Source organism: Micrococcus sp. 2A (genome assembly GCF_039519235.1).
GTDB lineage: Bacteria > Actinomycetota > Actinomycetes > Actinomycetales > Micrococcaceae > Micrococcus.
This window is the reverse complement of the sequence record NZ_CP154351.1, coordinates 1,727,582-1,753,571: the sequence shown is the minus strand read 5'-3', so window position 1 is coordinate 1,753,571 and position 25,990 is coordinate 1,727,582. Positions and strand designations below refer to the sequence as shown.

Sequence of the window (25,990 nt, the reverse complement as noted above, 5' to 3'; positions counted from 1 at the left end):
CCCCGGCGCGTATGATCGCACCGGGGCCGCCGTCGTCGTGCGCCCCGCCTCTTTGACTGCCGAACCGGACAGGACCCCCATGACCTCGACCGAAACCCGCCGCTCCGATCTGCGCAACGTGGCCATCGTGGCCCACGTGGACCACGGCAAGACCACCCTCGTGGACGCCATGCTCCGCCAGACCGGATCCTTCGCCGCGCACGGCGACGTGGCCGAGCGCGTCATGGACTCCGGCGACCTCGAGCGTGAGAAGGGCATCACCATCCTCGCCAAGAACACCACGGTGTTCTACTCCGGCCCGTCGGCCCCCGAGGGCGAGACCGTCACCATCAACGTGATCGACACCCCCGGCCACGCCGACTTCGGCGGCGAGGTGGAGCGCGGCCTGTCCATGGTGGACGGCGTCGTCCTGCTCGTGGACGCGTCCGAGGGCCCGCTGCCCCAGACCCGCTTCGTGCTGCGCAAGGCCCTCGCGGCCAAGCTGCCCGTGGTGCTCGTGGTCAACAAGACCGACCGCCCGGACGCCCGCATCGACGGCGTCGTCTCCGACTCCATGGACCTGCTGCTCGGCCTGGCCTCGGACCTCGCCGAGGAGGACCCGGACCTGGACCTGGACGCCGTGCTGGACGTGCCCGTCGTGTTCGCCTCCGGCAAGGCCGGCCGCGCCTCCGTGAACCAGCCCGAGGACGGCGCCCTGCCGGACGCCGAGGACCTCGAGCCGCTGTTCAAGGTGATCATGTCCAACATCCCCGCCCCCACCTTCACGGAGGGCGAGGTCCTGCAGGCCCACGTGACCAACCTGGACGCCTCCCCGTTCCTGGGCCGCCTCGCGCTGCTGCGCATCTTCAACGGCACCCTCAAGAAGGGGCAGACCGTGGCCTGGGCCCGCCAGGACGGCCAGCTGAAGAACGTCAAGATCACCGAGCTCCTCGCCACCCGCGGCCTCGAGCGGGTCCCCGCGGAGTCCGCCGGCCCGGGCGAGATCGTCGCCGTGGCCGGCATCGAGGACATCATGATCGGCGAGACGCTCACCGACGCCGAGAACCCCAAGCCCCTGCCGCTCATCACGGTGGACGATCCGGCCATCTCCATGACCGTGGGCATCAACACGTCCCCGTTGGCCGGCCGCGTCAAGGGCGCCAAGGTCACCGCGCGCCAGGTGAAGGACCGCCTGGACAAGGAGCTCATCGGCAACGTGTCCCTCAAGGTGCTCCCCACCGAGCGCCCCGACGCGTGGGAGGTCCAGGGCCGCGGCGAGCTCGCCCTGGCCATCCTCGTGGAGCAGATGCGCCGCGAGGGCTTCGAGCTCACCGTCGGCAAGCCCCAGGTGGTCACCAAGACCGTGGACGGCAAGGTCCACGAGCCCATGGAGCGCATGACCATCGACATCCCGGACGAGTTCATGGGCGGCGTCACGCAGCTCATGGCCGCCCGCAAGGGCCGCATGCAGGAGATGTCCAACCACGGCACCGGCTGGATCCGCATGGAGTTCCTCGTGCCCGCCCGCGGCCTGATCGGCTTCCGCACGCGCTTCCTCACGGAGACCCGCGGCGCCGGCATCGCCTCCTCCGAGGCCGCCGGCTACGAGCCGTGGGCCGGGGAGATCGAGTACCGCACCAACGGCTCGCTCATGGCCGACCGCGCGGGCACCGCCACGCCGTTCGCCATGATCAACCTGCAGGAGCGCGGCACCTTCTTCATCAACCCGGGCTCCGAGGTGTACGAGGGCATGATCGTCGGCGAGAACTCGCGCGCGGACGACATGGACGTCAACATCACCAAGGAGAAGAAGCTCACGAACATGCGCTCGGCCTCGGCCGACAACTTCGAGGGCCTCACCCCGCCGCACATCCTCACCCTCGAGGAGTCCCTCGAGTTCGCCCGCGAGGACGAGTGCGTGGAGATCACCCCGGAGTCGATCCGCATCCGCAAGGTGATCCTGGACGCCAACGAGCGCAACAAGGCCGCCCGCCAGCGCGCCCGTGCCTGACGCGTCCGCCGAGCGTCCCACCCCGCCGGCGGCGTCCGTCGTCGGCGGGGTGCTGCTCGGCCTGGGAGTCGGCGCCCTCGGCACCGCCACCCACCTGAACGTGGCCCCGCTCGCGGGCGCCTGGACCCTGCCGTGGGGCGCCGCCCTGGCGCTGCTGCTGGCGGGGTCCGCCCAGTGGTGGTGGATGCGCCGCACCGCCGACGCCGGCGGGCGGGCCCTCCCGGCCGGCGCCGCCGTCGCAGTGGGCGCGTTCACCGCCGCGCTCGCGCTCTGCCGCCTGCCGGCGACGGACCGCCTGGGCCTGCCGTGGACGCCGGACGTGTTCGCGGCGATGCCGGGCGCCGCACTGGCCTCGGTGGCCTGGATCGCGGGCCTGCCCGTGCTCGGCGTGGTGCTGCCGGCCCTCGCCGCCCGAGGCGGGCGCAGGGGCCCGCGTCGGACCGAGAGAGTACCCTGGGCGGAAGCCCCGAACCCCCATCACCGACGAGAGGTGGACGGTCAGTCATGACCTATGTGATCGCATTGCCGTGCGTGGACGTCAAGGACAAGGCGTGCATCGACGAGTGCCCCGTGGACTGCATCTACGAGGGCGAGCGCTCCCTCTACATCCACCCGGACGAGTGCGTCGACTGCGGCGCGTGCGAGCCGGTGTGCCCCGTGGAGGCCATCTACTACGAGGACGACACCCCCGAGGAGTGGGCCGAGTACTACAAGGCCAACGTCGAGTTCTTCGATGACCTCGGCTCCCCGGGCGGCGCGGCCAAGCTGGGCAAGATCGCCAAGGACCACCCCATCATCGCCGCCCTGCCGCCGCAGAACGCGGACGCCTGAGCGCCCATGCTCACCCTCCCGGACTACCCGTGGGACACGCTCGCCCCCTACCGTGAGCGCGCGGCCGCGCATCCTGACGGCACGGTGGACCTGTCCATCGGCACGCCCGTGGACCCCACGCCGGAGCTGATCCGGCGCGCCCTCACCGAGGCCGCCGACGCCCACGGGTACCCCACCACGCACGGGACCGCCGCGCTGCGCGGGGCCGTGGTGGACTGGTTCGCCCGTCGCCGCGGCGTCCCCGGGCTGGACCCGGCCGCCGTCATCCCCTCCGTGGGCTCCAAGGAGTTCATCGCGTGGCTGCCGACGCTGCTGGGCCTCGGTGCGGACGACGTCGTGGTGCACCCGCGCACCGCCTACCCCACGTACGCGATCGGTGCGCAGATCGCCGGAGCGCAGGCCGTGGCGGCGGACGACCTGGAGGAGCTGGACCCGGACGTGCGCGCCCGCGTGCGCCTCGTGTGGACCAACTCGCCGGCCAACCCGACGGGCGCCGTCCTCGCCGCGGACGCGCTGAAGCGGATCGTGGACCAGGGCCGCGCCCTCGGCGCCGTGGTGTGCGGCGACGAGTGCTACGCCGAGCTCGGGTGGGATGCATGGGAGGACACGCAGGTGCCGTGCATCCTGGCCCCCGAGGTCTCCGGCGGGGACCTCACGGGCCTGCTCAGCGTGTACTCGCTCTCCAAGCAGTCCAACCTGGCCGGGTACCGCGCGGCGTTCGCCGCGGGCGATCCCGCGCTCGTGGCCGCCCTGGTGAACACGCGCAAGCACGCGGGCATGATCGTGCCCGCGCCCGTGCAGCACGCGATGGCCGCGGCCCTGGCCGACGACGCGCACGTGGCCGAGCAGAAGGACCGCTACCGGCGCCGCCGCGCGCTCCTCAAGCCCGCGCTGGAGGCGGCCGGCTGCGCCGTGGACCACTCCGAGGCGGGCCTCTACCTGTGGACGCGCCGCGCAGACACCGACCCGTCCGCCGCCACGGAACAGGACTCGTGGGACCTGCTGGGGGCGCTGGCCGACCTCGGCATCGTCGCCGGGCCCGGCGTCTTCTACGGCCCGGCCGGCCAGGGCTACGTGCGCGTGGCGCTCACGGCCTCGGACGACGCCGTCGCCCGCGCCGCCCGCCGGCTCACCGAGCGCGCAGCCGCGCGGGACTGACACCGTCGCCGCCGCGCCGCCCCCGTGCCCCGCCGGGCACGGGAGTTGGTAGCGTGGGCCGCAGACGTCCCCACGTGCGGTGTGCCCCATCCTCGCGTGCTGCGCGGGGCCATCCATGAACCACGACGAGGGAGTTTCCCGTGACTGAGAACGAGTCCGTCCGGCTGAATGTCGGCGAGAAGAGCCTGGAGCTCGGCATCGAGCGCGCCACGGCCGGCAACGACGGCATCAAGATCGCCCCGCTCCTCAAGGAGACCGGCGACGTGACCTACGACCCCGGCTTCATGAACACCGCGAACGCCAAGTCCGCCGTGACCTACATCGACGGCGACCAGGGCATCCTGCGCTACCGCGGCTACGCGATCGAGGACCTCGCGGCGAACTCCTCCTTCATGGAGGTCGCCTACCTCCTGATCTACGGCGAGCTGCCGGAGACCAAGGAGGCGCTCGCCGACTGGGAGACCAACATCCTCCGCCACAACATGGTGCACGAGGACCTGAAGATGTTCTTCAACGGCTTCCCGCGCGACGCGCACCCGATGCCGGTGCTGTCCTCCTCCGTGTCCGCCCTCTCCACGTTCTACGGCGACTCCCTGGACCCGCACGACCCGGACCAGGTGCACATCTCCACCATCCGCCTGCTGGGCAAGCTGCCGGTGCTGGCCTCCTACGCGTTCAAGAAGTCGCTCGGCCAGCCCTTCATGTACCCGCACAACAACCTGAACTACGTGGAGAACTTCCTCCGCCTGTGCTTCGGCGTGCCCGCCGAGGAGTACGAGATCGACCCGGACATGGTCAAGGCGCTCGACCTGCTCCTCATGCTGCACGCGGACCACGAGCAGAACGCCTCCACCTCCACGGTGCGCCTCGTCGGCTCCACCGAGGCGAACCTCTTCGCCTCCGTCTCGGCGGGCGTCAACGCGCTGTACGGCCCGCTGCACGGCGGCGCCAACGAGGCCGTGCTGAACATGCTCCGCAAGATCCAGGCCGAGGGCACGAAGCCCGAGGACTTCATGGAGAAGGTGAAGAACAAGGAGGACGGCGTCCGCCTGATGGGCTTCGGCCACCGCGTGTACAAGAACTACGACCCGCGCGCGAAGATCATCAAGAAGACCGCCGAGGACATCCTCGCCAAGCTCGGCGGCAACGACGAGCTCCTCGAGATCGCGCAGCGCCTCGAGGAGAAGGCCCTGGCCGACGACTACTTCGTGGAGCGCAAGCTCTACCCGAACGTCGACTTCTACACCGGCGTGATCTACAAGGCCATGGGCTTCCCGGAGAAGATGTTCACCGTCCTCTTCGCCCTGGGCCGCCTGCCCGGGTGGATCGCCCAGTGGCGCGAGCTCATGGAGGATCCGGCCACCAAGATCGGCCGTCCCCGCCAGATCTACGTGGGCGAGCCGCTGCGCCAGTACCCGCAGCGCTGAACCGCACGCCCCGCTCGGGGGTCCGCCGGCCCGTCGTCCTCCTCGCGGAGGCGGCGGGCCGGCGTCGTCGTCGGCGCGAACCCGCGCCGCTCAGAAGGTGACGCGCACGCCCTCCACCGGAGTCTGATCGATCCCGGCCTCGGCGCGGCTGACGAACCCGCCGCCGCCCGACCGCTCCCACACGAGGTCCCCGGTCTCCACGGTGCGCACCCCGTGGGCGTCCGCGTTGACCACGGACCAGGCGGCGAGGGAGCGGGCCTCGGCATCGTCCAGGCCGCCCGTGCCGCCCGCGACCGCCACGGTCCTGCCGCTCGGCGAGTCCTCGGGCGGGCGGCTCCATGCGACGGAGGGGTGCTGGCGCGCCGCGGCGGCGAGGAAGCCCTCCGGGTCCGCCTCGCCCGGCGTGTCGAGGCGGCAGCGCAGCTTCTCGGTCCACTCGCCCGTGAGCGCGGCGGCCCAGGCGCGGGCCTCGACCTCGTGGTCCGCGTAGGCGTCCGGGTAGGCCGAGCGCTGCACCGCCTGGGCGGCCTCGGTGACGGCCATGTCCTGATAGTCCGGGGCGATGTCCTCCAGCGCGGCGAAGAACGCGTTCGCCGCGTACACCGGGTCCATGACCTCCTCCTGCGTGCCCCAGCCCTGCGAGGGGCGCTGCTGGAACACGCCGCGCGAGTCGGGGCCGGCCCGGTCCCCGTGGTCGAGGGCCCGCAGGCCCGACTCCTGGATGCCGGTGGCGATCCCGATCGTGGCCGCGCGCGGCGGCATCCCGCGCTCCTGCGCGGTCGCGGCGATCACGCCCGCGACGGCGGCGCGGTCCGGGGAGAGGCGGTGGTGCGCGCCGTCGTCGGTGATCACGAGGCACACCTCCGGGCCGAGCAGCGGGCCGTGGCCGGCCTCCGAGGCCCACCACGCGCCCGCCCCGAGGCCGCCGAGCACGAGCACGCCCGTGGCCGTGACAAGGGCGCGCCGCGCCAGGGACGGCCGGCGGCGCGGAGCGGCAGGGGCGCTCATGGTCAGCCGTTCGCGTGCAGCGCGGCGTTCAGCTCCACCGTGCGCCCGGCGCGCGGCAGGGCCTCGACGGCGCCCGTGCCCGAGTGGCGGCGGAAGAGCAGGTTCGGGACCCCGGAGAGGTCCACGGCCTTCACGACGGCGGGCTCCTCGCCCTCGCGGAGCACCGTGACGCGCGTGCCGGCCGTGACGTAGAGACCGGCCTCCACCACGCAGTCGTCGCCGATCGAGATGCCGACGCCCGAGTTCGCGCCGAGCAGCACGTGCTCACCGATCACGATCCTCTGGGTGCCGCCGCCGGAGAGGGTGCCCATGATGGAGACGCCGCCGCCGAGGTCGGAGCCGTCGCCGACCACGACGCCGGCCGAGATGCGGCCCTCGACCATGGAGTGGCCCAGCGTGCCGGCGTTGAAGTTCACGAAGCCCTCGTGCATGACGGTGGTGCCCTCGGCGAGGTGCGCGCCGAGGCGGACGCGGTCGGCGTCGCCGATGCGCACGCCGCTGGGCACGACGTAGTCCGTCATGCGGGGGAACTTGTCCACGCCGTGCACGGTGACGGAGCCGCGGGCGCGCAGCTTCGCGCGGGTCAGCTCGAAGCCGTCCACGGCGCACGGGCCGTGGTTGGTCCACACGACGTTGGCCAGCAGGCCGAACACGCCGTCGAGGTTGAGCTCGTTCGGGCGGACGAGGCGGTGGGAGAGCGCATGCAGGCGCAGCCACGCGTCCTCGGGGGAGGCGGGGGCGGCGTCCAGGTCGACCTCGAGGGCGACGACGGACTGCGTGGTGCCGCGGTCGGCGTCGTCCGTGGCGAGGCCGTCCAGCATGCCGCCGACGGAGGCGTCCGCCGACGCGAGCGGCCCGGCGACGGGCGCGGGGAACCACACGTCCAGCACCGTGCCGTCAGCGGCACGGGTGGCCAGGCCATGGCCGGCCACGAGGCGGGCGGAGCCGGAGGGGGCGGTCGAGGCGGTCGAGGCGGTCGAGGCGGGGGACGGGTGTGCGGCGGTCTCGGTCATGGGCCCAGCCTACCGATCGGGCCCCGCCGGACCCGGGGCGGGGGCCGACCGCGTCCGTAGACTGGACGCCATGACAGCCCTCGACGCCGCCCCCGCACTCCCGGATCTCACCGCCGCCGACCTGGACGTCGCGGAGCTGACCGCCACCCTGCTGGACATCCGCTCGGTCTCGGGGGAGGAGCGGCCGCTCGCCGACGCGGTGGAGACCGCCCTGCGCGGGCTCGGAGGCCTCGACGTGCGCCGCCTCGGTGACACCGTCGTCGCCCGCACCGAGCTGGGCCGGGACACCCGCGTGATCCTCGCCGGACACCTGGACACGGTGCCGTTGCCGACCGTCCCGGGTTCGCGCGGCACCGTGCCGAGCGCGTGGGACGGGGACACGCTCTACGGCCGCGGTGCGGTGGACATGAAGTCCGGGGTGGCGGTGCAGCTCGCCCTCGCCGGCCGCTTCGGCGGCGCCACGGACGCGCCGGGCGCACAGGCCCCCGTGCACGACGTGACCTGGGTGTTCTACGACAACGAGGAGGTCGCCTCGCATCTCTCCGGCCTCGGCCGCGTGGTCCGCGAGGCCCCCGAGCTGCTCGAGGGCGACTTCGCGGTCCTGCTGGAGCCCACCGACGGCGTCGTGGAGGGCGGCTGCAACGGCACGTGCCGCTACCGCGTCTCCTACGCCGGGGTGGCCGCCCACTCCGGCCGAGCCTGGCGCGGGGAGAACGCGATCCACAAGGCCGGCCCCCTGCTGGGTGCCCTCGCCGCGTACGACCCCGCCACGGTGACCGTGGAGGGCCTGGACTACCGGGAGGGCCTCAACGCCATCCGGATCGCCGGCGGCGTGGCCGGCAACGTCATCCCGGACGCGGCGCACGTGGACGTCAACTACCGCTTCGCCCCGGACAAGACCCTCGAGGAGGCGCACGCCCACGTGCGTCAGGTGTTCGAGCGTGCCGGGGTGGACTGGACGGCGCAGGTGGAGGTCATGGACGCCTCCGCCGCCGCCCGGCCCGGCCTGGACCGGCCCGCGGCGGCCGCGTTCGTGGCCGCCGTGGGCGGGGAGCCCAAGCCCAAGTACGGCTGGACCGATGTGGCCCGCTTCTCCGCCCTCGGCGTGCCCGCCGTGAACTTCGGCCCCGGCGACGCCCTGCTGGCCCACACCGACGACGAGCACGTGGACCGCGCCGCCGTGCACGCCTGCCTGGACGCGCTCTCGGGGTGGCTGGCGGGCTGACCTCGGCGGCCCCCTCCCCGACGACGACGGCCGGCCTCCCTGCCCGCGCGGGGCGGAGATGAGGCCGGCCGTCGCAGGGCGGATCAGTGCTTCGCGTGCACCGGGATGGCGACGGCCGAGGACCCCGCGGCGGGGTTGGTCCGGCCCGCGGTGCGCGAGGACAGCAGCCCGGAGAGACGGGACGCCACCCAGGTGAGCAGGACGTTGATCGCGATGAAGATGAGCGCGGCCACCACCAGTGACTGCAGGATGTTCCCCTGACCCGAGCCGAGCTGCCGGGCGTACTGGAGCAGCTCGAAGAAGCCGATCAGGTAGCCGAGCGCGGAGTCCTTGAGGATCACCACGAACTGGCTGAGGAGCGAGGGCAGCATGGCGACGAGGGCCTGGGGGACCTCCACGAGGCGCAGGGACTGGTTGGACGTCATGCCGATCGCCGCCGCCGCCTCGCGCTGGCCCTTGGGCAGGGACTTGACGCCGGAGCGCACCAGCTCGGCGATCACGGAGCCGTTGTACAGGGTGAGCCCGAGGATGACGGCGTAGTAGGGGCCGTCCTGGGCGGAGAGCACGCCGCTGCGCGCTGCGAGGGCGAAGGCCTGGTAGAAGAACACCATCATCAGGAGCACCGGCACGGCGCGGAAGAACTCGACCACCACGGCGGCCGCCGCCCGGACCGGCGCGAAGGGCGCCAGTCGGAGGAAGCCGAACACGAGGCCGAAGGCCACCGAGGTGACCACCGCGATCGCGGCCACCTGCAGGGTGAACTGCAGTCCGGGCACGTAGTAGTTGGACCACGCGTTCGCGTCGAGTGCCGCGCTCCAGCGGCGGGGTTCCAGCTGCCCGCGCTCGGCCATGCGGACGAGGACCAGCGCGGCCACCGCCACCACGGCCGCCAGCGCCACGAGGTTGAGGACCAGGACGCGCCGCCGGGCCACGGGGCCCGGGGCGTCGAAGAGGATGGAGGCCTGGGCGCTCATCGGCTCACCGCCCACTTGTCAGAGGCCCACGTGGTGAGCAGGCCGATCGGGATGACGATCAGGCAGAAGCCGATCGCGAAGGTCAGGAAGATGGCCACCATCATGTCCGGGCGGAACTCGATCATCGTCTTCATGAGCCCGGAGGCCTCGGCGACCGAGGCGGCCGCGGCGACGGTGGTGTTCTTCGTCAGGGCGATCACGGTGTTGCCGATCGGGGTGATGGCCCCGCGCAGGGCCTGGGGGAGGATGACGTGGCGCGCCGCTGGAAGGAAGCCCAGGCCGATCGCCCGGGCCGCCTCCGCCTGCCCGAGTGGGACCGTGTTCACGCCGGAGCGGATGGCCTCGCACATGAAGGCCGCGTGGTACAGGGAGAGCGCGATCACCGCATAGATGAAGAAGTTCAGGGTGAAGTCGCTCGCGAAGGTGACCTTCAGCTGGCCCCACACCGCCAGGACTCCCAGCAGCATGATGATGGTCAACGGGGTGTTGCGCACGATGTGGACATAGCCGGCGCCGAGCGCTCGCAGGGAGGGGACGGGGGAGATGCGGCACAGGGCGAGGACGACGCCCAAGACGAACGAGGCCAGCGTGGCCAGGACGGCCAGCCGGATGTTCATCCAGAACGCGAGCGGCACGGCCGAGCCGTACTGCTCCATGAGAGTGGACAGTGGTTCCATGGGTCTTCCGATGCCGTCTCTTCCGGGGGTGGAGGGGGCCGTGGCCTGACCGCCCCGGCCGCACACGCCCGGGTGGGCGGTGCCGCCGAGGCGGTCGGGTCAGGGGGTGATCAGGCGCAGGGCTCGAGCTCGGCGTCCTTGCCCGAGTTCAGCTCCTTGTCGTACTCGTAGCCGGTGCCCTCGGTGTTCTTCGTGAGCGACTTCTCCCACTCGCCGGAGTCCTTCATCTCCTTGACGGCGGTGTTGATCTCCTCGCAGCGGTCGGAGTCCTTCGCGATGCCGACGCCGTAGCGCTCGGTGGTGAACGGATTGCCCACCACCTTGAACTTGCCCTTGTTCGCGTCCGTGGCGGCGAGGCCGGCGAGGATGATGTCGTCCGTCGTGACGGCGTCCACCTGGCCGGACTCGAGGTAGGTCACGCACTCGGCGTAGCCGCCCTGTTCCACGAGGTTCACCCCGGAGGCGAACGTGTCCTTGATCTTCTGGGCGGAGGTGGAGCCGGTGACGGAGCAGAGGTTCTTGCCGTCGAGGTCGTCCGGGCCGGTGATGCCGGTCTCGTCGGTGCGGACCAGCAGGTCCTGGCCGGCCACGAAGTACGGCCCCGCGAAGTCGACGCGCTCCTTGCGGGCGTCGGTGATCGAGTAGGTGGCGAGGATCATGTCCACCTCGCCGTTCTCCAGAGCGTTCTCGCGGTTGGCGGAGGGGGTCTGCACCCACTCGATCTTGTCCTCGTCCACGCCCAGCTTCTGGGCCACGTAGCGGGCCACATCCGTGTCGAAGCCGGTGGGGGCGTTCGAACCCTCACGGAAGCCGAGGCCCGGCTGGTCGAACTTGATGCCGATGCGCAGCGAGTCGGAGGACCCCGCGGAGGCGCTGCCCGAGGCGGAGCCGGACGCGGAGGCGCCGGAGTCGCTCGACGCAGACGGGGAGCAGGCGGTCAGGGAGAGGGCGGCGGCCGCGGCGACGGCGGTGATGGAGGCGAGCTTCTTGGTGATCATGGTGTCTCCTGGGATCAGGTGCGGGTGGGGGAGGACGGGGAGGGCCAGGCGGCGTGGCGGGACCGCGGGTCGTCAGTGGGTGAGGATCTTGCCGAGGAAGTCCTTCGCCCGCTCGTGCTGCGGAGCCGTGAAGAAGGACTCGGGGTCGGTGTCCTCGAGGACGGCGCCGTCGGCCATGAAGATGACGCGGTCGCCGGCCTTTCGGGCGAAGCCCATCTCATGGGTCACGACCACCATGGTCATGCCCTCCTGGGCGAGCTGGACCATGACGTCCAGGACCTCCTGCACCATCTCCGGGTCCAGGGCCGAGGTGGGCTCGTCGAACAGCAGGGCCTGCGGCTCCATCGCCAGGGCGCGGGCGATGGCCACGCGCTGCTGCTGGCCGCCGGAGAGCTGGGCGGGCATCTTCTTGGCCTGAGGGGCCACGCCCACGCGCTCCAGGAGCTCCATCGCATGCCGTTCCGCCTCGGCCTTCTTCTTGCCCTTGACCCGGATCGGCCCGAGGGTCACGTTCTCGAGGATCGACTTGTGGGCGAAGAGGTTGAAGGACTGGAACACCATGCCGACCTCGGCCCGCAGACGGGCCAGCCCCTTGCCCTCGGTGGGCAGCGGCTGGCCGCCGATGAGGATGCGGCCGCCGTCGTCGTCGATGGTCTCGAGGCGGTTGATGGTGCGGCAGAGGGTGGACTTTCCGGAGCCCGAGGGGCCCAGGACGATCGCCACCTGACCGCGCGGAATGGCGAGGTCGATGTCCTTGAGCGCCTGGAACTCGCCGAAGTGCTTGTTGACGTGTTCGAGGCGGATGAGCGCCTCGGACGGTGCGCCGAAGGCCACCGTGCCGACGGCATGGGCGCCGTGGGCGGTGTCCGGGGTGTGGTGGGTCATGCAGAGAATATAGTCCATGTCACAGGACGCCGTGCGGCGCATCACGCTCCTGGCGGGCTGACGGCCTCGATCCCCGCCCGTCAGCTCACTGGGCGCCCTGCGCGGGGGAGCTGTCGCAGCGGTCGGGATCCGGGAGGGCGGCGAGCCGCAGCTGTGGAGACAGCGGCACCCCGCTGGCGCGCTCGAGAGCCTCGGCGGACCGGGCCCAGCCGCCGTCGGCGCGGTGCGAGGCGAGGGCCGCTGTGACGTCGTCGCACAGCGTGGAGTCCTCCGGCAGGCCGACGCCGTACTGGGCGGCCCCGAGGTCGGCGTCGAGCAGGCGCGCCTCCGGCGCCTCGTCCGCCCGGCTCAGCGCGCCCAGCAGAGGCTCGTCGCCCGCGATCGCATCCACCCGCCCCGTGCGCAGCGCCGGGAGGCACTCGGCGGCGCCGCCCTGCACGAGCAGCTCCACCTCACCGGGGACCTCGGCGCGGAGGGCGGCCGCGGCGGGGGAGCCGGACTCCACACAGACCGTGCCGCCCTCCAGGTCTGCCGGCTCCGCGACGGACGAGTCCGCCGGCACGAGCACGCCCAGGCGGGCGGACAGGTACGGGCCGGCCACGTCCATGGGCTCGTCCGGTGCCGGCGTCAGGGGCACCCCGCCGACCGCCAGATCGACGATCCCGGCGGAGAGGGCGTCGGCGGGGGCGCGCGTCCCGAGCCAGACCCACTGGACCTGACGCTCCTCGTAGCCGAGGAACATGGCCGTGGCGCGGGCGGCGTCGGCGTCGAACCCGTCCGGGGTGTCGTCCCTCTCGCCCGTGCTCAGGCCGGGCCGGTCGCCGGGCAGGGCGATCCGCAGCACGCCGTCCGCGCGCGGCCGGGGCGTGGGCGCGGCGGAGGCGCCGTCGGTGGCGTCCGTGGTGCTCGTCGTCCGGGCCGGCGTGGCGGAGCGCGGTGAGGAGGAGGTCTCGACGGGCGTCCCTGGCCCGGCAGGAGGCGTGGGGGCCACCGGCGCGGTGGTCTCGGGCCCCGCCGCCTCGGGCGGCTGCGGGGCCTCGGGCGCGGCCGGCGCGGAGCATCCGGACACCAGCGCCACCGTGGCGGCCAGGGCGGCCGTCGCCGCTGCCCGCCGGGCACGGGCGAGGCGGTGGCGGTCGGGGGACGCAGCGGACGGCACGGGGTCTCCTGGGGGTCGACGGCGCGCCGCGCTGGGCGGCGGATGTCACCGCAGGATATCTCCCGGGTGCGCGGGGAGCGCAGGCCTGCGCCACGGGGGCGACCAGAGGGCCCGACTGGCTAGGGTGGGGGCCATGGCCGACCAGACACACCCGTCCCAGCCCGCGGACCCCGATCGAGGGCCCGTGCGCCGCGGCGGGCAGATCCTGAGCGGCGCCGCGGCTGCCGCCCCCACCTTCGACCAGCTCCTGCTGGACACCCGCCAGTCGGGCATGACGGCGCCGCCGGTCTCGGACGTGGCCTCCACGACGTCGGACGCGTGGCGCGTGCTGCGCATCCAGGCGGAGTTCGTGGAGGGCTTCGGGACGCTGGCGCAGCTCGGCCCCGCCGTCTCCGTGTTCGGCTCCGCCCGAACGGGGGAGGGCACCGACGAGTACGCGCTCGCCCGCGAGGTGGGGCGTCGCCTCGCCGAGGCCGGCTTCGCCGTCATCACGGGCGGCGGTCCGGGGGCCATGGAGGCCGCCAACCGCGGCGCGCACGACGTGGGCGGCGTGTCCGTGGGCCTCGGCATCGAGCTCCCCTTCGAGACCGGGCTGAACCCCTACGTGGGGATCGGCGTGGACTTCCGGTACTTCTTCGCCCGGAAGGTCATGTTCCTGAAGTACGCGCAGGGCTTCATCGTGCTGCCCGGCGGCTTCGGCACCCTGGACGAGCTGTTCGAGGCGCTCACCCTCGTGCAGACCGGCACCGTGAGCCGCTTCCCCGTGGTGCTGGTGGACCGTGCGTTCTGGGGTCCCCTGGTGGACTGGATCCGCGGGGCCCTCGAGGCGCGCGGGATGATCTCGCCCGGCGACGTCGACCTGCTCTCCGTGGTGGACACCGCGGAGGAGGCCGTGGCGCTCATGGCCGCGGTCCAGCAGGGGGGCCGGGCATGAGCCAGCCGATCTGGATCGCCCTCGTCCTCGCCCTCGTGGTGGCCGTGGCCGCCCTCGTGGCGGCGGCGACGGGCCGCGCGACCCTGCGCGCGGACGCGCCCGCCGGCGTCGAGCACCGCCACCCCGTGCTCCTGCCCGCGGACCCCCGGGCCCAGGACGTGGACCACGTGCGCCTCGCCGTGGCAGTGCCGGGCTACCAGCGGGACCAAGTGGACGCGGTGGTGGCCGCACTGCAGGAGACCCTCGCCCGGCGCGAGCGCCGGATCGCCGAGCTCGAGGAGGAGCGTGCCGCCGCCGCTCCCGCCGGCTCGTGTGGCGACAGCCAGCGCGATCCGCGATAATGGGCGTGTGACCGGTCACGCCACGCCTCGCGTGCGGGGGCCGAAGGCACCGGGCCCGTCTGCGACATCCGCCGGCGGCGCCGACACGGGAACACCATCAGAAGGGAAGTCGCAATGGCCGCCATGAAGCCTCGCACCGGGGACGGTCCCATGGAAGTGACCAAGGAGGGACGCAGCCTGATCATGCGCGTGCCGATCGACGGCGGCGGGCGCCTCGTCCTGGAGATCAACGCCGAGGAGGCGCAGGAGCTCAAGGAGTGCCTGCAGGGCGTCACCCAGGGCTGACCGCCCCGAACGCCGCACGCCCCGCGCACCGCTGACCGGTGCGCGGGGCGTCGTGCTTCTCCGGGCTCCTCGGCAGGCGTCAGCGGCGCACGGCCAGCAGCATGCCCGTGCCCGTGGGGACCACGGCGGAGATCCACCGCTCGTCCTCGGCGATGCCGCGGTCCACGGCGCGGGCGGACACCGTGGAGGGCTCGCGCACCGCCGGACGCGGCACGCGGTCCTGGTCCAGGGCGTCGAGGACCACCAGCAGCCCGCCGGGGGCCAGCATGCGGGCGGCCTGGTCCACGTCGAACGCGCGGGAGGCCGGATCGCCGTCCACCACGACCATCTCGTAGGCGCCCGTGGTCAGGCGCGGCAGCACGAGGCGGGAGCGCCCCGTGATCATGCGGGTGCGGCCGTTCGGCAGGTGCGCCTCGGAGAAGGCCTCCCGCGCCGCATGCTGCACGTCCGCCTCCGGGTCCACGGTGGTCAGGACGGTGCGCTCGGGCAGCCCGCGCATCAGAGCGAGGCCCGAGACCCCCGCGCCGGTGCCGATCTCCACGACGGCGCCCGGCGCGCGCGTGGCCGCCAGCACGGTGAGCAGCGCCGCCGCGCCCTCGCTGACCGGCGCCACCCCGAGCTCGGCCGAGCGCTCCCGTGCCCGCAGCAGCACCGCGTCCTCCTCCAGCCGGGTCTCCGCGTACGTCCACGAGGCGTGCTTGGCGGTCGGCTGGGGGTGCAGGGCGGTCATGGGCGCTCTCTCCGGGGGTGGGCGGGGTGGTCCGGCGACGGCGGCGCCGCGGGCTTCCGCGGACGGCCGGCACCGGGCCGGATGCCGCCCCAGTGTACGGAAGAACCGGGGGGGACGATTCAGACTTCTCTCAGACGTGCCGTCCATGATGGGCGGACTGGACCGGCGTCGGCGTGGTCCCCGGCCCTCCGGTCCGGGAGTCGGCGCACCAGGAGGAGGTGGGGCGGGATGAGCCCTCATCACTCGCTGCGCCACCTGGACGCCTACCTCGAGGGCGTGCTCTCGCGCCCGGCGGGCCGCCGGCTGGCGGCCCATCTCTCCCGCTGCCCGGACTGCGCCCGGACCGCCCGTGAGCGGGCCCGCGTCCTGGACGCCGCGCGCTCCGTGGACGCCCGCCCCGCGGCCGTGACCCATCCCGTGCTCCCCGTGCGCGGCGTGTCCGGCCGCCTCGTCGTGCTGGCGCTGGCCATGGTCGTCCTGCTGGGCGGGCTCCTCGCGGCCGTGTGGGTGGCCGGCGCGCCGCGTGGCGTGGCCCGGGCGCAGGCCGGTCCGACGGACGCGCTGGGGGTCGTCCAGCGCCAGTCCGCCGCCGCGTCCTCCCCGGGGGCCACCGTGGAGGAGCTCCGCGGCCTCGGCTGGACCGTGCCGTCCCTGACCGGCGCAGGCCTGCAGCCCCTCGAGGTGCGCGGCGAGCAGGCGGCGGACCTGCTGGAGGTCGCGGTGGTCTGGGGGCGCGCCGAGCCGGCGGTCACGGTGCACGAGTGCCGCTCGCGCTCCGCGACCGCTGTGCCCCGCGGCTGTGCGTCGGGGCGCGAGGACGCCGCAATGCCGGGGAGGCGGCTCCCCGGCGGTGTCGCCTACCGGCTGACGGACGACCCGTCCGGAGAGGGGTGGATCGCGGACCTCGCGACGGCGCAGGCGGCCTACCGCGTGGAGTCCACGCTGCCACGCGAGCAGGCGGAGCCCCTTCTCACCCTCCTCGTGGTCTCGGACCGGTCCGGCCTCACCGAGCTGCGGCGCGACGACGCCGTGACGGACCGCCTCGAGCGCGGCCTCGAGCGGATCGTCGAGGCCGTTCCGAGCATGGGCCGGGTGGCCGGCATCCTCGCGGTGGGGCGTCGGTGAGCCTCTAGTAGAGTCTCCACCGTGGCAGGAATCAACGGATCCGAGTTCATCGTCCTCCTGGTGCTCGCCGTGATCATCCTCGGTCCGGAGAAGCTCCCGGAGTACACCCGCGCCTTCACCCAGTGGCTCCGCCGGATGCGGGACATGGCCGAGGGCGCCAAGACGCAGTTCAAGGAGGAGACGGGGACGGACTTCGACGAGGTCAACTGGCGCAAGTACGACCCCCGTCAGTACGATCCCCGCCGCATCATCCGCGAGGCCCTCACCGAGCCGGTGGGCGGCAGCGGCTCCTCCACCGCCGCGCACCGGGCCCAGGCGCTCACGGGCGTGGCCCCCGAGGACCTCCACGGCGGGCTGACCCGCCAGGACATCGCGGACATGGACCCCCGCTCCCTCTTCCGCCGCCCGGGCGGCACGGGCAGCAGCGCCGCCGAGGCCACCGACGTCGAGTCCACCGCCGTCGCGTCCGCCACGGGCTCCGCCGCCCCCGACGCCGAGCTCACCCCCGTGGCCGCCGCCGTCGTCCCGGGTGCCGGGACCGCCGTCGTGGGAGGCGCGGCCGTCGCCCTCATGGCCTCCGGCCGCGCCGAGGCCATGGTGGCCGAGGGGCGCCCGGCTCCGGTCCCGGCAGCCGCGAGCCCGGATCCGCTCGAGCTGCTCGGCCTGGCGCCCGCACCCTTCGACGTCGACGCCACCTGATCGCCGCGGTGATCCCGGCGCTCAGCGCGGGCTGAACGGCAGCCGGCGCCCGGCCAGGCTGCGGGGGCGCACCGCGAGCCGCTCGGCGATCGCCAGCAGGGCGCGCGCCGCTGGGCTCTGCGGTGCCGAGGCCACCACGGGGGCGCCGGTGTCCCCGCCCACGCGCAGGGCCGGATCCAGCGGCACCGAGCCCAGCAGGGGGACGTCCGCACCGAGCGCGCCGGTGAGCCGCTCTGCCACCTCGGCGCCGCCGCCCGTGCCGAACACGTCCAGCACCGTGCCGTCCGGCAGGGCCATGGGGCCCATGTTCTCCACCACGCCTGCCACGCGCTGGCCGGTCTGCTGCGCGAGCTGACCCGCGCGCGCGGCCACCTGGGCGGCGGCGTGCTGGGGGGTCGTCACCACCACGAGCTCGGAGTCCGGCAGCAGCTGGGCCGCGGAGATCGCGATGTCGCCCGTGCCCGGCGGCAGGTCCACGAGCAGCACGTCGAGGTCGCCCCAGTGCACGTCCGTCACGAACTGCTCCAGCGCCCGGTGCAGCATGGGGCCGCGCCACGCGACCGGTCGGTCCGCGTCCAGGAACATCCCGATCGAGATGACCTTCACGCCGCGGGCCACGGGCGGCAGGATCAGCTGCTCGAGACGGGTCGGGGAGGCATCCACGCCCAGGAGCCCGGGGATGGAGAAGCCGTGCACGTCGGCGTCGATCAGCCCGACCGCCAGGCCCCGCTCGGCGAGGGCGACGGCGAGGTTGGCGGTGACCGTGGACTTGCCCACGCCGCCCTTGCCCGAGGCGACGGCCAGGACGCGGGTGAGCGAGCCCGCGGCGAACGGGTTGGCGGGGCGCGCGCCGCGCAGCGAGTCCTGCAGGGCGCGGCGCTGCTCGGGGGTCATGACGCCCACGCGCACCGCCACGGACCGGCAGCCGGGCACCGCGGCGGCGGCCGCCGTGACGTCGGCCTCGATGGTCCCGCGCAGGGGGCAGCCCGTGATGGTCAGCAGCACCGCCACCTCGACCTCGCCCGGGGCGGTCTCGCGGACGGACTCCACCATGCCGAGCTCCGTGACGGGGCGGCGGATCTCCGGGTCGACGACGTCGGCCAGGGCCGCGAGCACGGCCCGCTCGAGCTCGGTGCGCACGGCGGGCAGCGGGAGGCCGGCGTCGGCCTGCGGGGACTCGGTCATCGCCGTCCGTCCGCCGCGCTCGATCCGGTGGCGCTCGGGCCGGTCGCGTCCGGGCCGGGGGCGGCGTCGCCCTCCCGGACGCGAGCGGCGGCCTCCTCGGCGGCCTCCTGGGCCGCGATGATCGCGAGCGTGGTGGTCTGGGCGTCGTCGGCGTCCCCGCCGGGCCGCGCGCCGCCGTCGCGGTCCCGGGACTTCTTCTTCGCCTTCTTCACGGAGCCGCCGGCGTCCCCGCCGTCCGAGGCGGGGGAGAGCAGGTCCGCGCGCATCTCGGCGCGGAGCTCTTCGCGGAGGGACTCGCGCAGCTCGCCGATCAGGTCCTCGTGCACGCCGCGCAGCTCGCCCCGCACGAAGTCGCGGGTGGCCACGTCCTGCAGCGCGATGCGCAGGCCCGAGATCTCCCGCGTGAGGTACTCCGTGTCCGCGAGGTTCCGCTCGGCCCGGTCGCGGTCCTCGCGCATGGACACCTTGTCCCGGTCGTCCTGGCGGTTCTGGGCGAGGAGGAGGAGAGGGGCCGCGTACGAGGCCTGGAGCGAGAGCATGAGGGTCAGCGCGGTGAAGCCCAGGGCCGCGGAGTCGAAGCGCAGGCCCTCGGGCCCGTAGCTGTTCCAGCCGACCCACAGGAGGCAGAACAGGGTCATCCACACGAGGAACTGCGGCGTGCCCATGAACCGGGCGATGCCCTCGGTGGCCTCCCCGAAGGCGTCCGGGTTGGGGCTGAAGCGGGGCACTCGGCGTCGACGCGCGCTCAGCGGCGTGTCCAGGCCCGTGCCTCGGGTCTCGCGAGGCTCCCTCGTGGTCTGCGACATGCTCACTCCTTCGGTGCGGTCCGTGCGGTCGATGCGGTTCGGGGGGTGGTGCGGGAGGGGTCAGCCGGCGGCGGCCGGATGGTCGTCCGGGTCCATCGCGCGCCAGTCGTCCGGGAGGATGTGGTCGAGGACGTCGTCCACGCTCACGGCGCCCACCACGCGGTGCTGGGCGTTGACCACGGGGATGGACGTCAGGTTGTACGTGGCCAGCTCGCGGGTGACGTGGGCCAGTGGGGCCAGGTCGGAGACCGGCTCGAGGTCCTTGTCCATGATGTTGCCGATCGCCTCGGGCGGCGGGTACCGCAGCAGGCGCTGGAAGTGCACGACGCCCAGGAACCGTCCCGTGGGCGTCTCCAGCGGCGGGCGGGCCACGATCACGAGGGAGGCGAGCGCGGGGGAGATCTCGTGCTGCCGGATGGTGGCCATGGCCTCGGCCACGGTCGCCTCGGGCGGGAGGATCACGGGCACGGGCGTCATGACGGAGCCCGCCGTGTCCTCCTCGTACTCGAGCAGGCGGCGCACGTCCTCGGCGTCCTCGGGCTCCATGAGCTCCAGGAGCAGCTCCTGCTGGGAGTCGGGCAGCTCGTGGAGGAGGTCCGCGGCGTCGTCGGGGTCCATCTCCTCGAGGACGTCCGCGGCGCGCTCGATGTCCAGGTGGGAGAGGATCTGGACCTGGTCGTCATCGGGCAGCTCCTGGAGGACGTCCGCGAGGCGCTCGTCCTGGAGCTCGTTGGCGACCTCCACGCGGCGCTTCTCCGGCATCTCGTGCATCATGTCCGCGAGGTCCGCGGCCTTGAGGTCCTCGTGGGCGGCCACGAAGCTCGTGGCCCCCTGCGGCTCGGCCTGCCCGGCCCAGCGGGCCTCGTCCCACGTGAGGAGCAGGTGCTCTCCCCGCGGGCGGCCGAAGGCGCCGCGGCCCGTGGGGCGCAGGACGTACATGTCCGAGACGAGCCAGTCGCCGTTGCGCTGCTGCTCCAGCCCGATGTCCTCGAGGACGGCCTCGCCCGAGCCGTCCGTGAGGCGCACGCGCCGGTCGAAGAGGTCGCCCGCGACGGTCTGCTCCCCGCCGCGGCGGGAGAAGCGGCGCAGGTTGATGAGGCCCGTGGTGATGATCTGGCCCGAGTCCATGGAGGTCACACGGGTCATGGGCACGAAGACGCGCTTCTTGCCGGGGACCTCGATCACCAGGCCGGTGGCCACGGGGGTGGCGACCCCGCCCCGGTCCAGGACCACGACGTCGCGCAGCCGGCCCAGACGGTCGCCCAGCGGGTCGAACACGTCCAGGCCCAGCAGGCGGGCCACGAAGATCTTGGGGGAGTTCACCGGGCCAGCCTAGTGGGTCCTCTCCGCGCCCGCCCGGTGGGGCGGGTGTCCGCAATGGGCGGACTCCCGGGCCTCCGCGCCCGCGGCCAGGCACAATGGGGACATGTCCTTCATGATGTCCAGCCCCGCCCCCGGATCCGGCGACACGGGCCTGCCCCGCGGAGAGCTCGTGGCCACCTACTCCACGTACACCGAGGCGCGCGAGCAGGTGGACCGGCTGGCCGCCACGGACTTCCCGGTCAGCGCCGTCTCCATCGTCGGCAAGGACCTGCGCGTGGTGGAGCGGGTGCGCGGCCGCCTCAACTACGCGCAGGTGGCGCTCGGGGCGGGCGTGCGGGGCCTGATGTTCGGCGCCCTGATCGGCGCGTTCCTCCTCCTGCTGGACCCGTCGGGAGGGCCGCTCCAGATCCTCACCTCGGCGCTGCTGGGCCTGGCCGTGTGGCTGCTGTTCGGGGTGATCGGGTTCGCGCTGCGCAAGGGCCGGCACGGCTTCGCCTCCTCGCAGGCCGTGGTGCCCGCCGGCTACGACCTCGTGATCGCCTTCGAGCACGCCGCGCGCGCCCGCCAGGAGCTCGGCCTCACCGCCCGCCCGGCCCCGGCGGCCCCCGCGCCGGCGGCTCCGGCCCCCATCACGGCGGCCCCGGACCAGGCCGCTCCCGCGGACCACGACGCCGGCGCGCCCGCTCCGTCGGCCCCGGCCGGCGCGCCCGCGGCCCCGGCCGGCCTCGATCGCTCCTACGGCGTGAGCCTGCCCCCCGAGGAGGTCGCGCGCCTCATCGAGGCACGCGGCGGCCGCCCCGGGCCGCAGCCTCCGGCCGAGGGCGGCTCCCACCGCGCCTGACGCGCCGCCCCGCACACCGCGGCCCGGTCCCCCCGAGGGGCCGGGCCGTCGTCGTCGGGGGACCGCCGTCCCGTTCAGAGGCTCCAGGACTCCAGCCGCCGCAGCATGTCCCCCTTCTTGCGGGTGTGAGCGCCCATGCGGGCGAGGATGTCGCCCAGCGAGGTGATCGCGTCCTCGATGTAGGGGCCCTTGTTCAGCATCGCGGCCTCCGCGCGCTGGGCCATCGCGGCGTCGGTGATCTCGGCGCGCGAGGGCAGGCCCTTCTTGGCCAGCGACTCGAGGATCTGCGTGGCCCAGATCGCGGGCACGTGGGCGGCCTCGCAGAGCCACAGGATCTCCTCCTGGAGCTCGGCCATGCGCTCGAATCCGGCCTCCACCGCGAGGTCGCCGCGGGCGACCATCACGCCCACGTCGTTCCACCGCATGGCCTCCAGGAGCATGAGCGGCAGCTGCTCGAACGCGGCCACCGTCTCGATCTTGAGGGTGACGTCCACGTCCTTCGCGTCCTGCTCCTCGAGCGCCTCGATGAGGCGGGCGACGTCGGCGGCCGAGCGCACGAACGACATGTTGACCATGTCCGCGTGGGAGGCCACGAACGGGATGTGGGAGAGGTCCTCCGCCGTGAGCGCGGGGATCTCGAGGGCGGTGTCGGGGAAGTTGATCCCCTTCTCGGCCTTCAGCTTGGCGCCCGCCGGCCCGGCGTTCGTGACCGTCAGGGTGATCTCCTCGCCGTCGTTGGCGGTCACCTCGCCGCCGATCCGGCCGTCGTCGATCCACACCCGCTCGCCCACGGAGACGTCCCGGAAGGCCTGCTCGAGGGAGCAGCCGATGCGGTAGGGCGGGGCGGCGACGGCGGGGCGCGCCTGCATCGAGCGGGTGAGCACCACGTCCTCGCCCACCTGCACCCGCATGCTCTGCTCGAGCGGGGGCAGCTCGCCGACCGTGAGGGACCCGTGCGGGGTGTCCACCCGCATGCCGGTCTCCCAGTACACGGTGCGGACCGTGCTCACGAGCAGTCCGGCGCCGCTCACGCGCTCCACCATCAGCGTGCGGCGGGATCCGCGCGCGTCCTTCAGGTCCACCTCGTCGCCCGGCTCGAGGGCGGCCAGCACCTGCACGTCCGGGTCCTGCAGGGGCACGACGACGCCGTCCCCCGCCGGGTGCTCCCCGGCCCCGTCCGGAGCGGCGCCGAGCCACACCCGGGACGGCTCCAGGACCTGGCCGCCGTCGTCGCGCGAGGGCTTCACCTTGAGCACCCGCGGCCCCGGCTCGAGCGGGCCCGTGCGCAGCTTGGGCCCGGCCAGGTCCATCGCGACGCGCGGTGCGGGGCGCTCATCCGAGCCGAGGCCGCGCAGCGTGTCGATCATGGCGGCCCACGCGTCCTCCCCGTCGTGGGCGCAGTTCACGCGGGCCAGGTCCATGCCCGCCGCCGCCATGCCGCGCACCAGCTCCGGGTCGGTGGCGGCCTCGCTCGGCATGGTGACCATCACGCGGGTCTGCCGGTCCTGGCGCATCGGGCCCAGCAGGGCGTTCGCGTTGCGCTCGAGGATCTCCCGCCCCACGGCGGGGGTGAGCGCGGACGGCGCGCCGTCGTCGGGCTCGGCTGCAGGCGCGCCGTCCAGCGCGCGGACCGCGCGGAGCACCGCGTCCAGGTGGCCGAGCACCCCCGCCTCCATGCGCCCGAGGGAGGAGAGCCCCACCTCGCTGAGCGAGTCCTGGAGGGGGCGCAGGTCCGTGCCGCGCAGGGCCACGTAGTGCACGAGGTTGCGGGCGGAGGGCCGGTGGCGCTCGCGCACACGCTCGATGAGGGCGGCGTGCTCGGCCTCGGCGTCGAGGAGGCGTTCCCGCAGGTCGGTGAGCTCGGAGACGAGGTGGGCGGTCATGCCCGCGAGCCTAGCCAGAGCCCCCCGCGCCGATCACCCCTGGAGGCGCGCCATCCAGGCCTCCACGTCCTCGGGGGCGCGGGGCAGGGCGGCGGAGAGGTTCTCCGCGCCGTCCTGCGTGACGAGGACGTCGTCCTCGATCCGCACGCCGATCCCGCGGTACTCCTCCGGGATCGCGAGGTCCTCGGCCTTGAAGTACAGCCCCGGCTCGATCGTGAACACCATGCCCGGCTCGAGCACGCCGTCGAGGTAGAGCTCCCGCTTGGCCTGCGCGCAGTCGTGCACGTCCAGGCCGAGGTGGTGGGAGGTGCCGTGCGGCATCCAGCGGCGGTGGTGCTGGCCCTCCTCGGACAGCGCCTCCTCGGCGGAGACCGGCAGCAGGCCCCACGCGGAGAGGCGATCCACGAGGACGCGCATGGCCTCCGCGTGGATCTCGCGGAAGCGGATGCCCGGCTTCACGATGGCGAACGCGGCGTCGGCGGCGTCCAGCACGGCCTGGTACACGCGGCGCTGCACCTCCGTGTAGGCCCCGTTCACCGGGAGGGTGCGGGTGATGTCCGCGGTGTAGAGGGAGTCGTCCTCCACGCCCGCGTCCAGGAGCAGGAGGTCGCCGTCGCGGACCTCCCCGGTGTTGCGGATCCAGTGGAGCACGGTGGCGTTGTTCCCGGCGGCGGCGATCGTGTCGTAGCCGAGGTCGTTGCCCTCCTCGCGGGCGCGGGCGAAGAAGGCGCCCTCCACGACGCGCTCTCCGCGGCGGTGGCCCACCGCGCGCGGCAGGGCGCGGACGACGTCCTCGAAGCCGGCGATCGTGGCGGCCACCGAGGCGCGCATGCGGTCGACCTCCCACTCGTCCTTCACGAGGCGCAGCTCGGAGCAGAACTCGGCGAGCTCGACGTCGGCGGCCTGGGCGGCCGCGAGGTCCTGGCCGGCCTCGGTGCGGGCGGCGGCCACTTGGGCGTCCACGTCGAGGTCGGACTCTGCCAGCAGGCGGACCTGCCCCTGCCCGGCGTCCTTGGTCAGGGCCGACTCGAGCTCCTCGAGGCCGGCGGTGCGCAGCCCGGTGCGGGCGGCCATCTCCGCCAGGGTGGGCCGGGGTCCGATCCAGAACTCGCCCGCGCGGGGGTCGGCGTAGAACTGCTCCGAGTCGCGCCCCGCGAGGGGGCGGAAGTACAGGGTGGCCTCGTGGTCGGCCCCGTCGTCGCCCACCCCGGGGTCCGTGGGCTCGAGGATGAGCACGGCATCCGGCTCGTGGTCCACGCCCAGGCCCGTGAGGTGCGCGAACGCGGAGTGTGCCCGGAAGCGGTAGTCGGTGTCGTTGGAGCGGACCTTGAGCCGGCCCGCGGGCACCACGAGGCGCTCGCCGGGGAAGCGGGCGGAGAGTGCGGCGCGGCGGCGCGCGGCGTGGGGGGCCACGGCGTCGGCGGCGGGCAGCTCCTGTGAGGCGGGCGCCCAGCCCGAGGCCATGAAGGCGCGGAAGGCGTCCGAGCTGGGGCGCTGGGAGCGGTTCTCCACTCGCTCGGCCAGGGGCTGGGGGGCCGGGCTGGTCTCGGCGGCGGGACCGCCCTCGGGAGCAGGGTCGGCGGGGTGCTGTGCGGAGTCGGTCATGCCCACCATCATGGCACCGCCTACGCTGGGGACTCATGGCGCGCTATGACCTGCACACCCACTCCACGGAGTCCGACGGCACCCAGCCGCCCGCCGACGTGGTGCGGGCCGCGGCCCGTGCAGGCCTGGACGGACTGGCCCTCACCGATCATGACACGGCCTCCGGCTGGGCCGAGGCCGCGCAGGCGGCGCTCGAGGAGGGACTCACGTTCGTCCCCGGGATGGAGATGTCCTGCATGGCCGCCGACGGCACGAGCGTGCACCTGCTCGCCTACCTCCACGACCCCGAGGACCCGACCCTGCTGCGCGAGCTCACGGCCGCGCGCTCGGCGCGCCTCACGCGGGCGCAGGAGATGGCTGCACGGCTGGGGGAGGACTACCCCCTCACGTGGGAGCTCGTGCAGGAGCACGCGGCGGAGGGCGCCACGATCGGCCGCCCCCACCTGGCCGACGCCCTCGTCACCCTCGGCGTGGTTCCGGACCGCTCCGCGGCGTTCGCCACGATCCTGACCGGCCGCTCCAAGTACTACGTGCCGCACCACGCCCCGGACCCGGCGGTCGCCGTCGAGCTCATCCGAGGTGCGGGCGGCGTGCCCGTGTTCGCCCACCCGCGGGCGACGATGCGCGGCCGGGTGGTGGGCGTGGAGGTCATCGAGTCCATGATCGAGGCGGGCCTGGCCGGCCTCGAGGCCGACCACCGGGACAACCCCGAGCCGGAGCGCGCGAGGCTGCGGGAGCTCGCGGACCGCCACGGCCTCATCGTCACGGGCTCCTCGGACTACCACGGGGCCGGCAAGCCCAACCTGATCGGCGAGTTCACCACCGGCGAGGACGTCCTCGCCGAGATCGAGCGGCAGGGGACCGGCGCCGCCGTCGTGCGGGGGTGAG

At 73.9% G+C, this 25,990-nt stretch carries 26 protein-coding genes; 13 read left to right on the top strand and 13 right to left on the bottom strand.

The features are described 5' to 3' along the window. Window positions 1–79: 79 nt before the first annotated feature. The 5 genes from typA (at window position 80) to AAG742_RS07990 (ending at window position 5,406) form a co-directional block, all read left to right on the top strand. The gene (gene typA, locus AAG742_RS08010) at window positions 80–1,990 is read left to right on the top strand and encodes a translational GTPase TypA (protein ID WP_248117568.1); all 1,911 of its coding nucleotides are present in this window, start codon (window positions 80–82) and stop codon (window positions 1,988–1,990) included. Further along, entirely contained in the window at window positions 1,983–2,498 is a 516-nt protein-coding gene (locus tag AAG742_RS08005) for a hypothetical protein (RefSeq protein ID WP_343282008.1), read from the top strand. The genes typA and AAG742_RS08005 overlap by 8 nt, the downstream gene beginning before the upstream one ends. Continuing rightward, on the top strand, window positions 2,495–2,821 hold the full coding sequence (gene fdxA, locus AAG742_RS08000; RefSeq protein ID WP_248117572.1) for a ferredoxin: 327 nt from the start codon (window positions 2,495–2,497) through the stop codon (window positions 2,819–2,821). The genes AAG742_RS08005 and fdxA overlap by 4 nt, the downstream gene beginning before the upstream one ends. Window positions 2,822–2,827: 6 nt before the next feature. Continuing rightward, window positions 2,828–3,979, top strand: coding sequence for a succinyldiaminopimelate transaminase (gene dapC, locus AAG742_RS07995; protein ID WP_343282007.1), 1,152 nt, complete (start codon window positions 2,828–2,830; stop codon window positions 3,977–3,979). A gap of 164 nt (window positions 3,980–4,143) precedes the next feature. Continuing rightward, window positions 4,144–5,406, top strand: coding sequence for a citrate synthase (locus tag AAG742_RS07990; RefSeq protein WP_248117665.1), 1,263 nt, complete (start codon window positions 4,144–4,146; stop codon window positions 5,404–5,406). Between the two features lie 90 nt (window positions 5,407–5,496). Here AAG742_RS07990 and AAG742_RS07985 read toward each other — a convergent pair whose 3' ends face one another. Further along, entirely contained in the window at window positions 5,497–6,414 is a 918-nt protein-coding gene (locus tag AAG742_RS07985; RefSeq protein ID WP_319076452.1) for a hypothetical protein, read from the bottom strand. Between the two features lie 2 nt (window positions 6,415–6,416). Next, a complete protein-coding gene (gene dapD, locus AAG742_RS07980) occupies window positions 6,417–7,427 on the bottom strand; it encodes a 2,3,4,5-tetrahydropyridine-2,6-dicarboxylate N-succinyltransferase (protein ID WP_343282006.1) in 1,011 nt (336 codons plus the stop codon). A 70-nt stretch (window positions 7,428–7,497) separates the two neighbouring features. Between dapD and dapE the strand changes: the two genes are divergently transcribed. Next, window positions 7,498–8,652: a succinyl-diaminopimelate desuccinylase gene (gene dapE / locus AAG742_RS07975; RefSeq protein ID WP_298987524.1), complete on the top strand. Its 1,155-nt coding sequence runs from the start codon at window positions 7,498–7,500 to the stop codon at window positions 8,650–8,652. Between the two features lie 83 nt (window positions 8,653–8,735). On the opposite strand, the gene AAG742_RS07970 is transcribed toward dapE, so the two are convergent. From AAG742_RS07970 to AAG742_RS07950, 5 genes are all read right to left on the bottom strand, one after another. Then, the gene (locus AAG742_RS07970) at window positions 8,736–9,626 is read right to left on the bottom strand and encodes an amino acid ABC transporter permease (RefSeq protein ID WP_298712006.1); all 891 of its coding nucleotides are present in this window, start codon (window positions 9,624–9,626) and stop codon (window positions 8,736–8,738) included. After that, window positions 9,623–10,303, bottom strand: coding sequence for an ABC transporter permease subunit (locus AAG742_RS07965; RefSeq protein WP_298712011.1), 681 nt, complete (start codon window positions 10,301–10,303; stop codon window positions 9,623–9,625). Before AAG742_RS07965 ends, AAG742_RS07970 begins: the two co-directional genes overlap by 4 nt. Before the next feature lie 110 nt (window positions 10,304–10,413). Continuing rightward, window positions 10,414–11,301, bottom strand: a complete 888-nt coding sequence (locus tag AAG742_RS07960; RefSeq protein ID WP_248117586.1) for a glutamate ABC transporter substrate-binding protein — start codon at window positions 11,299–11,301, stop codon at window positions 10,414–10,416. Window positions 11,302–11,373: 72 nt separating this feature from the next. Continuing rightward, on the bottom strand, window positions 11,374–12,186 hold the full coding sequence (locus tag AAG742_RS07955) for an amino acid ABC transporter ATP-binding protein (RefSeq protein WP_248117588.1): 813 nt from the start codon (window positions 12,184–12,186) through the stop codon (window positions 11,374–11,376). An 85-nt stretch (window positions 12,187–12,271) separates the two neighbouring features. Beyond that, on the bottom strand, window positions 12,272–13,345 hold the full coding sequence (locus tag AAG742_RS07950) for a transporter substrate-binding domain-containing protein (protein WP_343282005.1): 1,074 nt from the start codon (window positions 13,343–13,345) through the stop codon (window positions 12,272–12,274). A 133-nt stretch (window positions 13,346–13,478) separates the two neighbouring features. Between AAG742_RS07950 and AAG742_RS07945 the strand changes: the two genes are divergently transcribed. The 3 genes from AAG742_RS07945 (at window position 13,479) to AAG742_RS07935 (ending at window position 14,905) form a co-directional block, all read left to right on the top strand. After that, on the top strand, window positions 13,479–14,279 hold the full coding sequence (locus tag AAG742_RS07945; protein ID WP_298712019.1) for a TIGR00730 family Rossman fold protein: 801 nt from the start codon (window positions 13,479–13,481) through the stop codon (window positions 14,277–14,279). Then, window positions 14,276–14,620, top strand: coding sequence for a cell division protein DivIVA (locus tag AAG742_RS07940; protein WP_343282004.1), 345 nt, complete (start codon window positions 14,276–14,278; stop codon window positions 14,618–14,620). Before AAG742_RS07945 ends, AAG742_RS07940 begins: the two co-directional genes overlap by 4 nt. A 114-nt stretch (window positions 14,621–14,734) precedes the next feature. Next, window positions 14,735–14,905: a DUF3117 domain-containing protein gene (locus AAG742_RS07935; protein ID WP_248117596.1), complete on the top strand. Its 171-nt coding sequence runs from the start codon at window positions 14,735–14,737 to the stop codon at window positions 14,903–14,905. A 79-nt stretch (window positions 14,906–14,984) separates the two neighbouring features. Here the strand turns inward: AAG742_RS07935 and AAG742_RS07930 are convergent, their stop codons facing one another. After that, complete coding sequence (locus tag AAG742_RS07930; protein WP_248117598.1) at window positions 14,985–15,635, bottom strand: class I SAM-dependent methyltransferase; 651 nt, start codon at window positions 15,633–15,635, stop codon at window positions 14,985–14,987. Between the two features lie 228 nt (window positions 15,636–15,863). Here AAG742_RS07930 and AAG742_RS07925 point away from each other — a divergent pair, with 228 nt between their 5' ends. Together AAG742_RS07925 and AAG742_RS07920 are read left to right on the top strand one after the other, a co-directional pair. After that, window positions 15,864–16,760 (top strand): zf-HC2 domain-containing protein, encoded by an 897-nt coding sequence (locus tag AAG742_RS07925; protein ID WP_248117600.1) that lies wholly within the window; start codon window positions 15,864–15,866, stop codon window positions 16,758–16,760. Between the two features lie 21 nt (window positions 16,761–16,781). Next, window positions 16,782–17,459: a twin-arginine translocase TatA/TatE family subunit gene (locus AAG742_RS07920; RefSeq protein WP_343282003.1), complete on the top strand. Its 678-nt coding sequence runs from the start codon at window positions 16,782–16,784 to the stop codon at window positions 17,457–17,459. Between the two features lie 21 nt (window positions 17,460–17,480). On the opposite strand, the gene AAG742_RS07915 is transcribed toward AAG742_RS07920, so the two are convergent. From AAG742_RS07915 to AAG742_RS07905, 3 genes are read right to left on the bottom strand one after another with little or no spacing between them, the layout of a single operon-like run. Then, window positions 17,481–18,644, bottom strand: coding sequence for a P-loop NTPase (locus AAG742_RS07915; protein WP_248117604.1), 1,164 nt, complete (start codon window positions 18,642–18,644; stop codon window positions 17,481–17,483). Further along, a complete protein-coding gene (locus tag AAG742_RS07910; RefSeq protein WP_343282002.1) occupies window positions 18,641–19,450 on the bottom strand; it encodes a DUF1003 domain-containing protein in 810 nt (269 codons plus the stop codon). The genes AAG742_RS07915 and AAG742_RS07910 overlap by 4 nt, the downstream gene beginning before the upstream one ends. A gap of 60 nt (window positions 19,451–19,510) precedes the next feature. Next, window positions 19,511–20,773, bottom strand: a complete 1,263-nt coding sequence (locus tag AAG742_RS07905) for a CBS domain-containing protein (RefSeq protein WP_248117614.1) — start codon at window positions 20,771–20,773, stop codon at window positions 19,511–19,513. A 103-nt stretch (window positions 20,774–20,876) separates the two neighbouring features. Between AAG742_RS07905 and AAG742_RS07900 the strand changes: the two genes are divergently transcribed. After that, window positions 20,877–21,614 (top strand): general stress protein, encoded by a 738-nt coding sequence (locus AAG742_RS07900; RefSeq protein WP_343282001.1) that lies wholly within the window; start codon window positions 20,877–20,879, stop codon window positions 21,612–21,614. Between the two features lie 74 nt (window positions 21,615–21,688). On the opposite strand, the gene AAG742_RS07895 is transcribed toward AAG742_RS07900, so the two are convergent. Then, entirely contained in the window at window positions 21,689–23,497 is a 1,809-nt protein-coding gene (locus tag AAG742_RS07895; protein WP_343282000.1) for a pyruvate kinase, read from the bottom strand. A 33-nt stretch (window positions 23,498–23,530) separates the two neighbouring features. Then, window positions 23,531–25,102, bottom strand: coding sequence for an aminopeptidase P family protein (locus tag AAG742_RS07890; RefSeq protein WP_343281999.1), 1,572 nt, complete (start codon window positions 25,100–25,102; stop codon window positions 23,531–23,533). Between the two features lie 35 nt (window positions 25,103–25,137). Here AAG742_RS07890 and AAG742_RS07885 point away from each other — a divergent pair, with 35 nt between their 5' ends. Continuing rightward, window positions 25,138–25,989, top strand: coding sequence for a PHP domain-containing protein (locus tag AAG742_RS07885; protein ID WP_343281998.1), 852 nt, complete (start codon window positions 25,138–25,140; stop codon window positions 25,987–25,989). Window position 25,990: the final 1 nt, after the last annotated feature.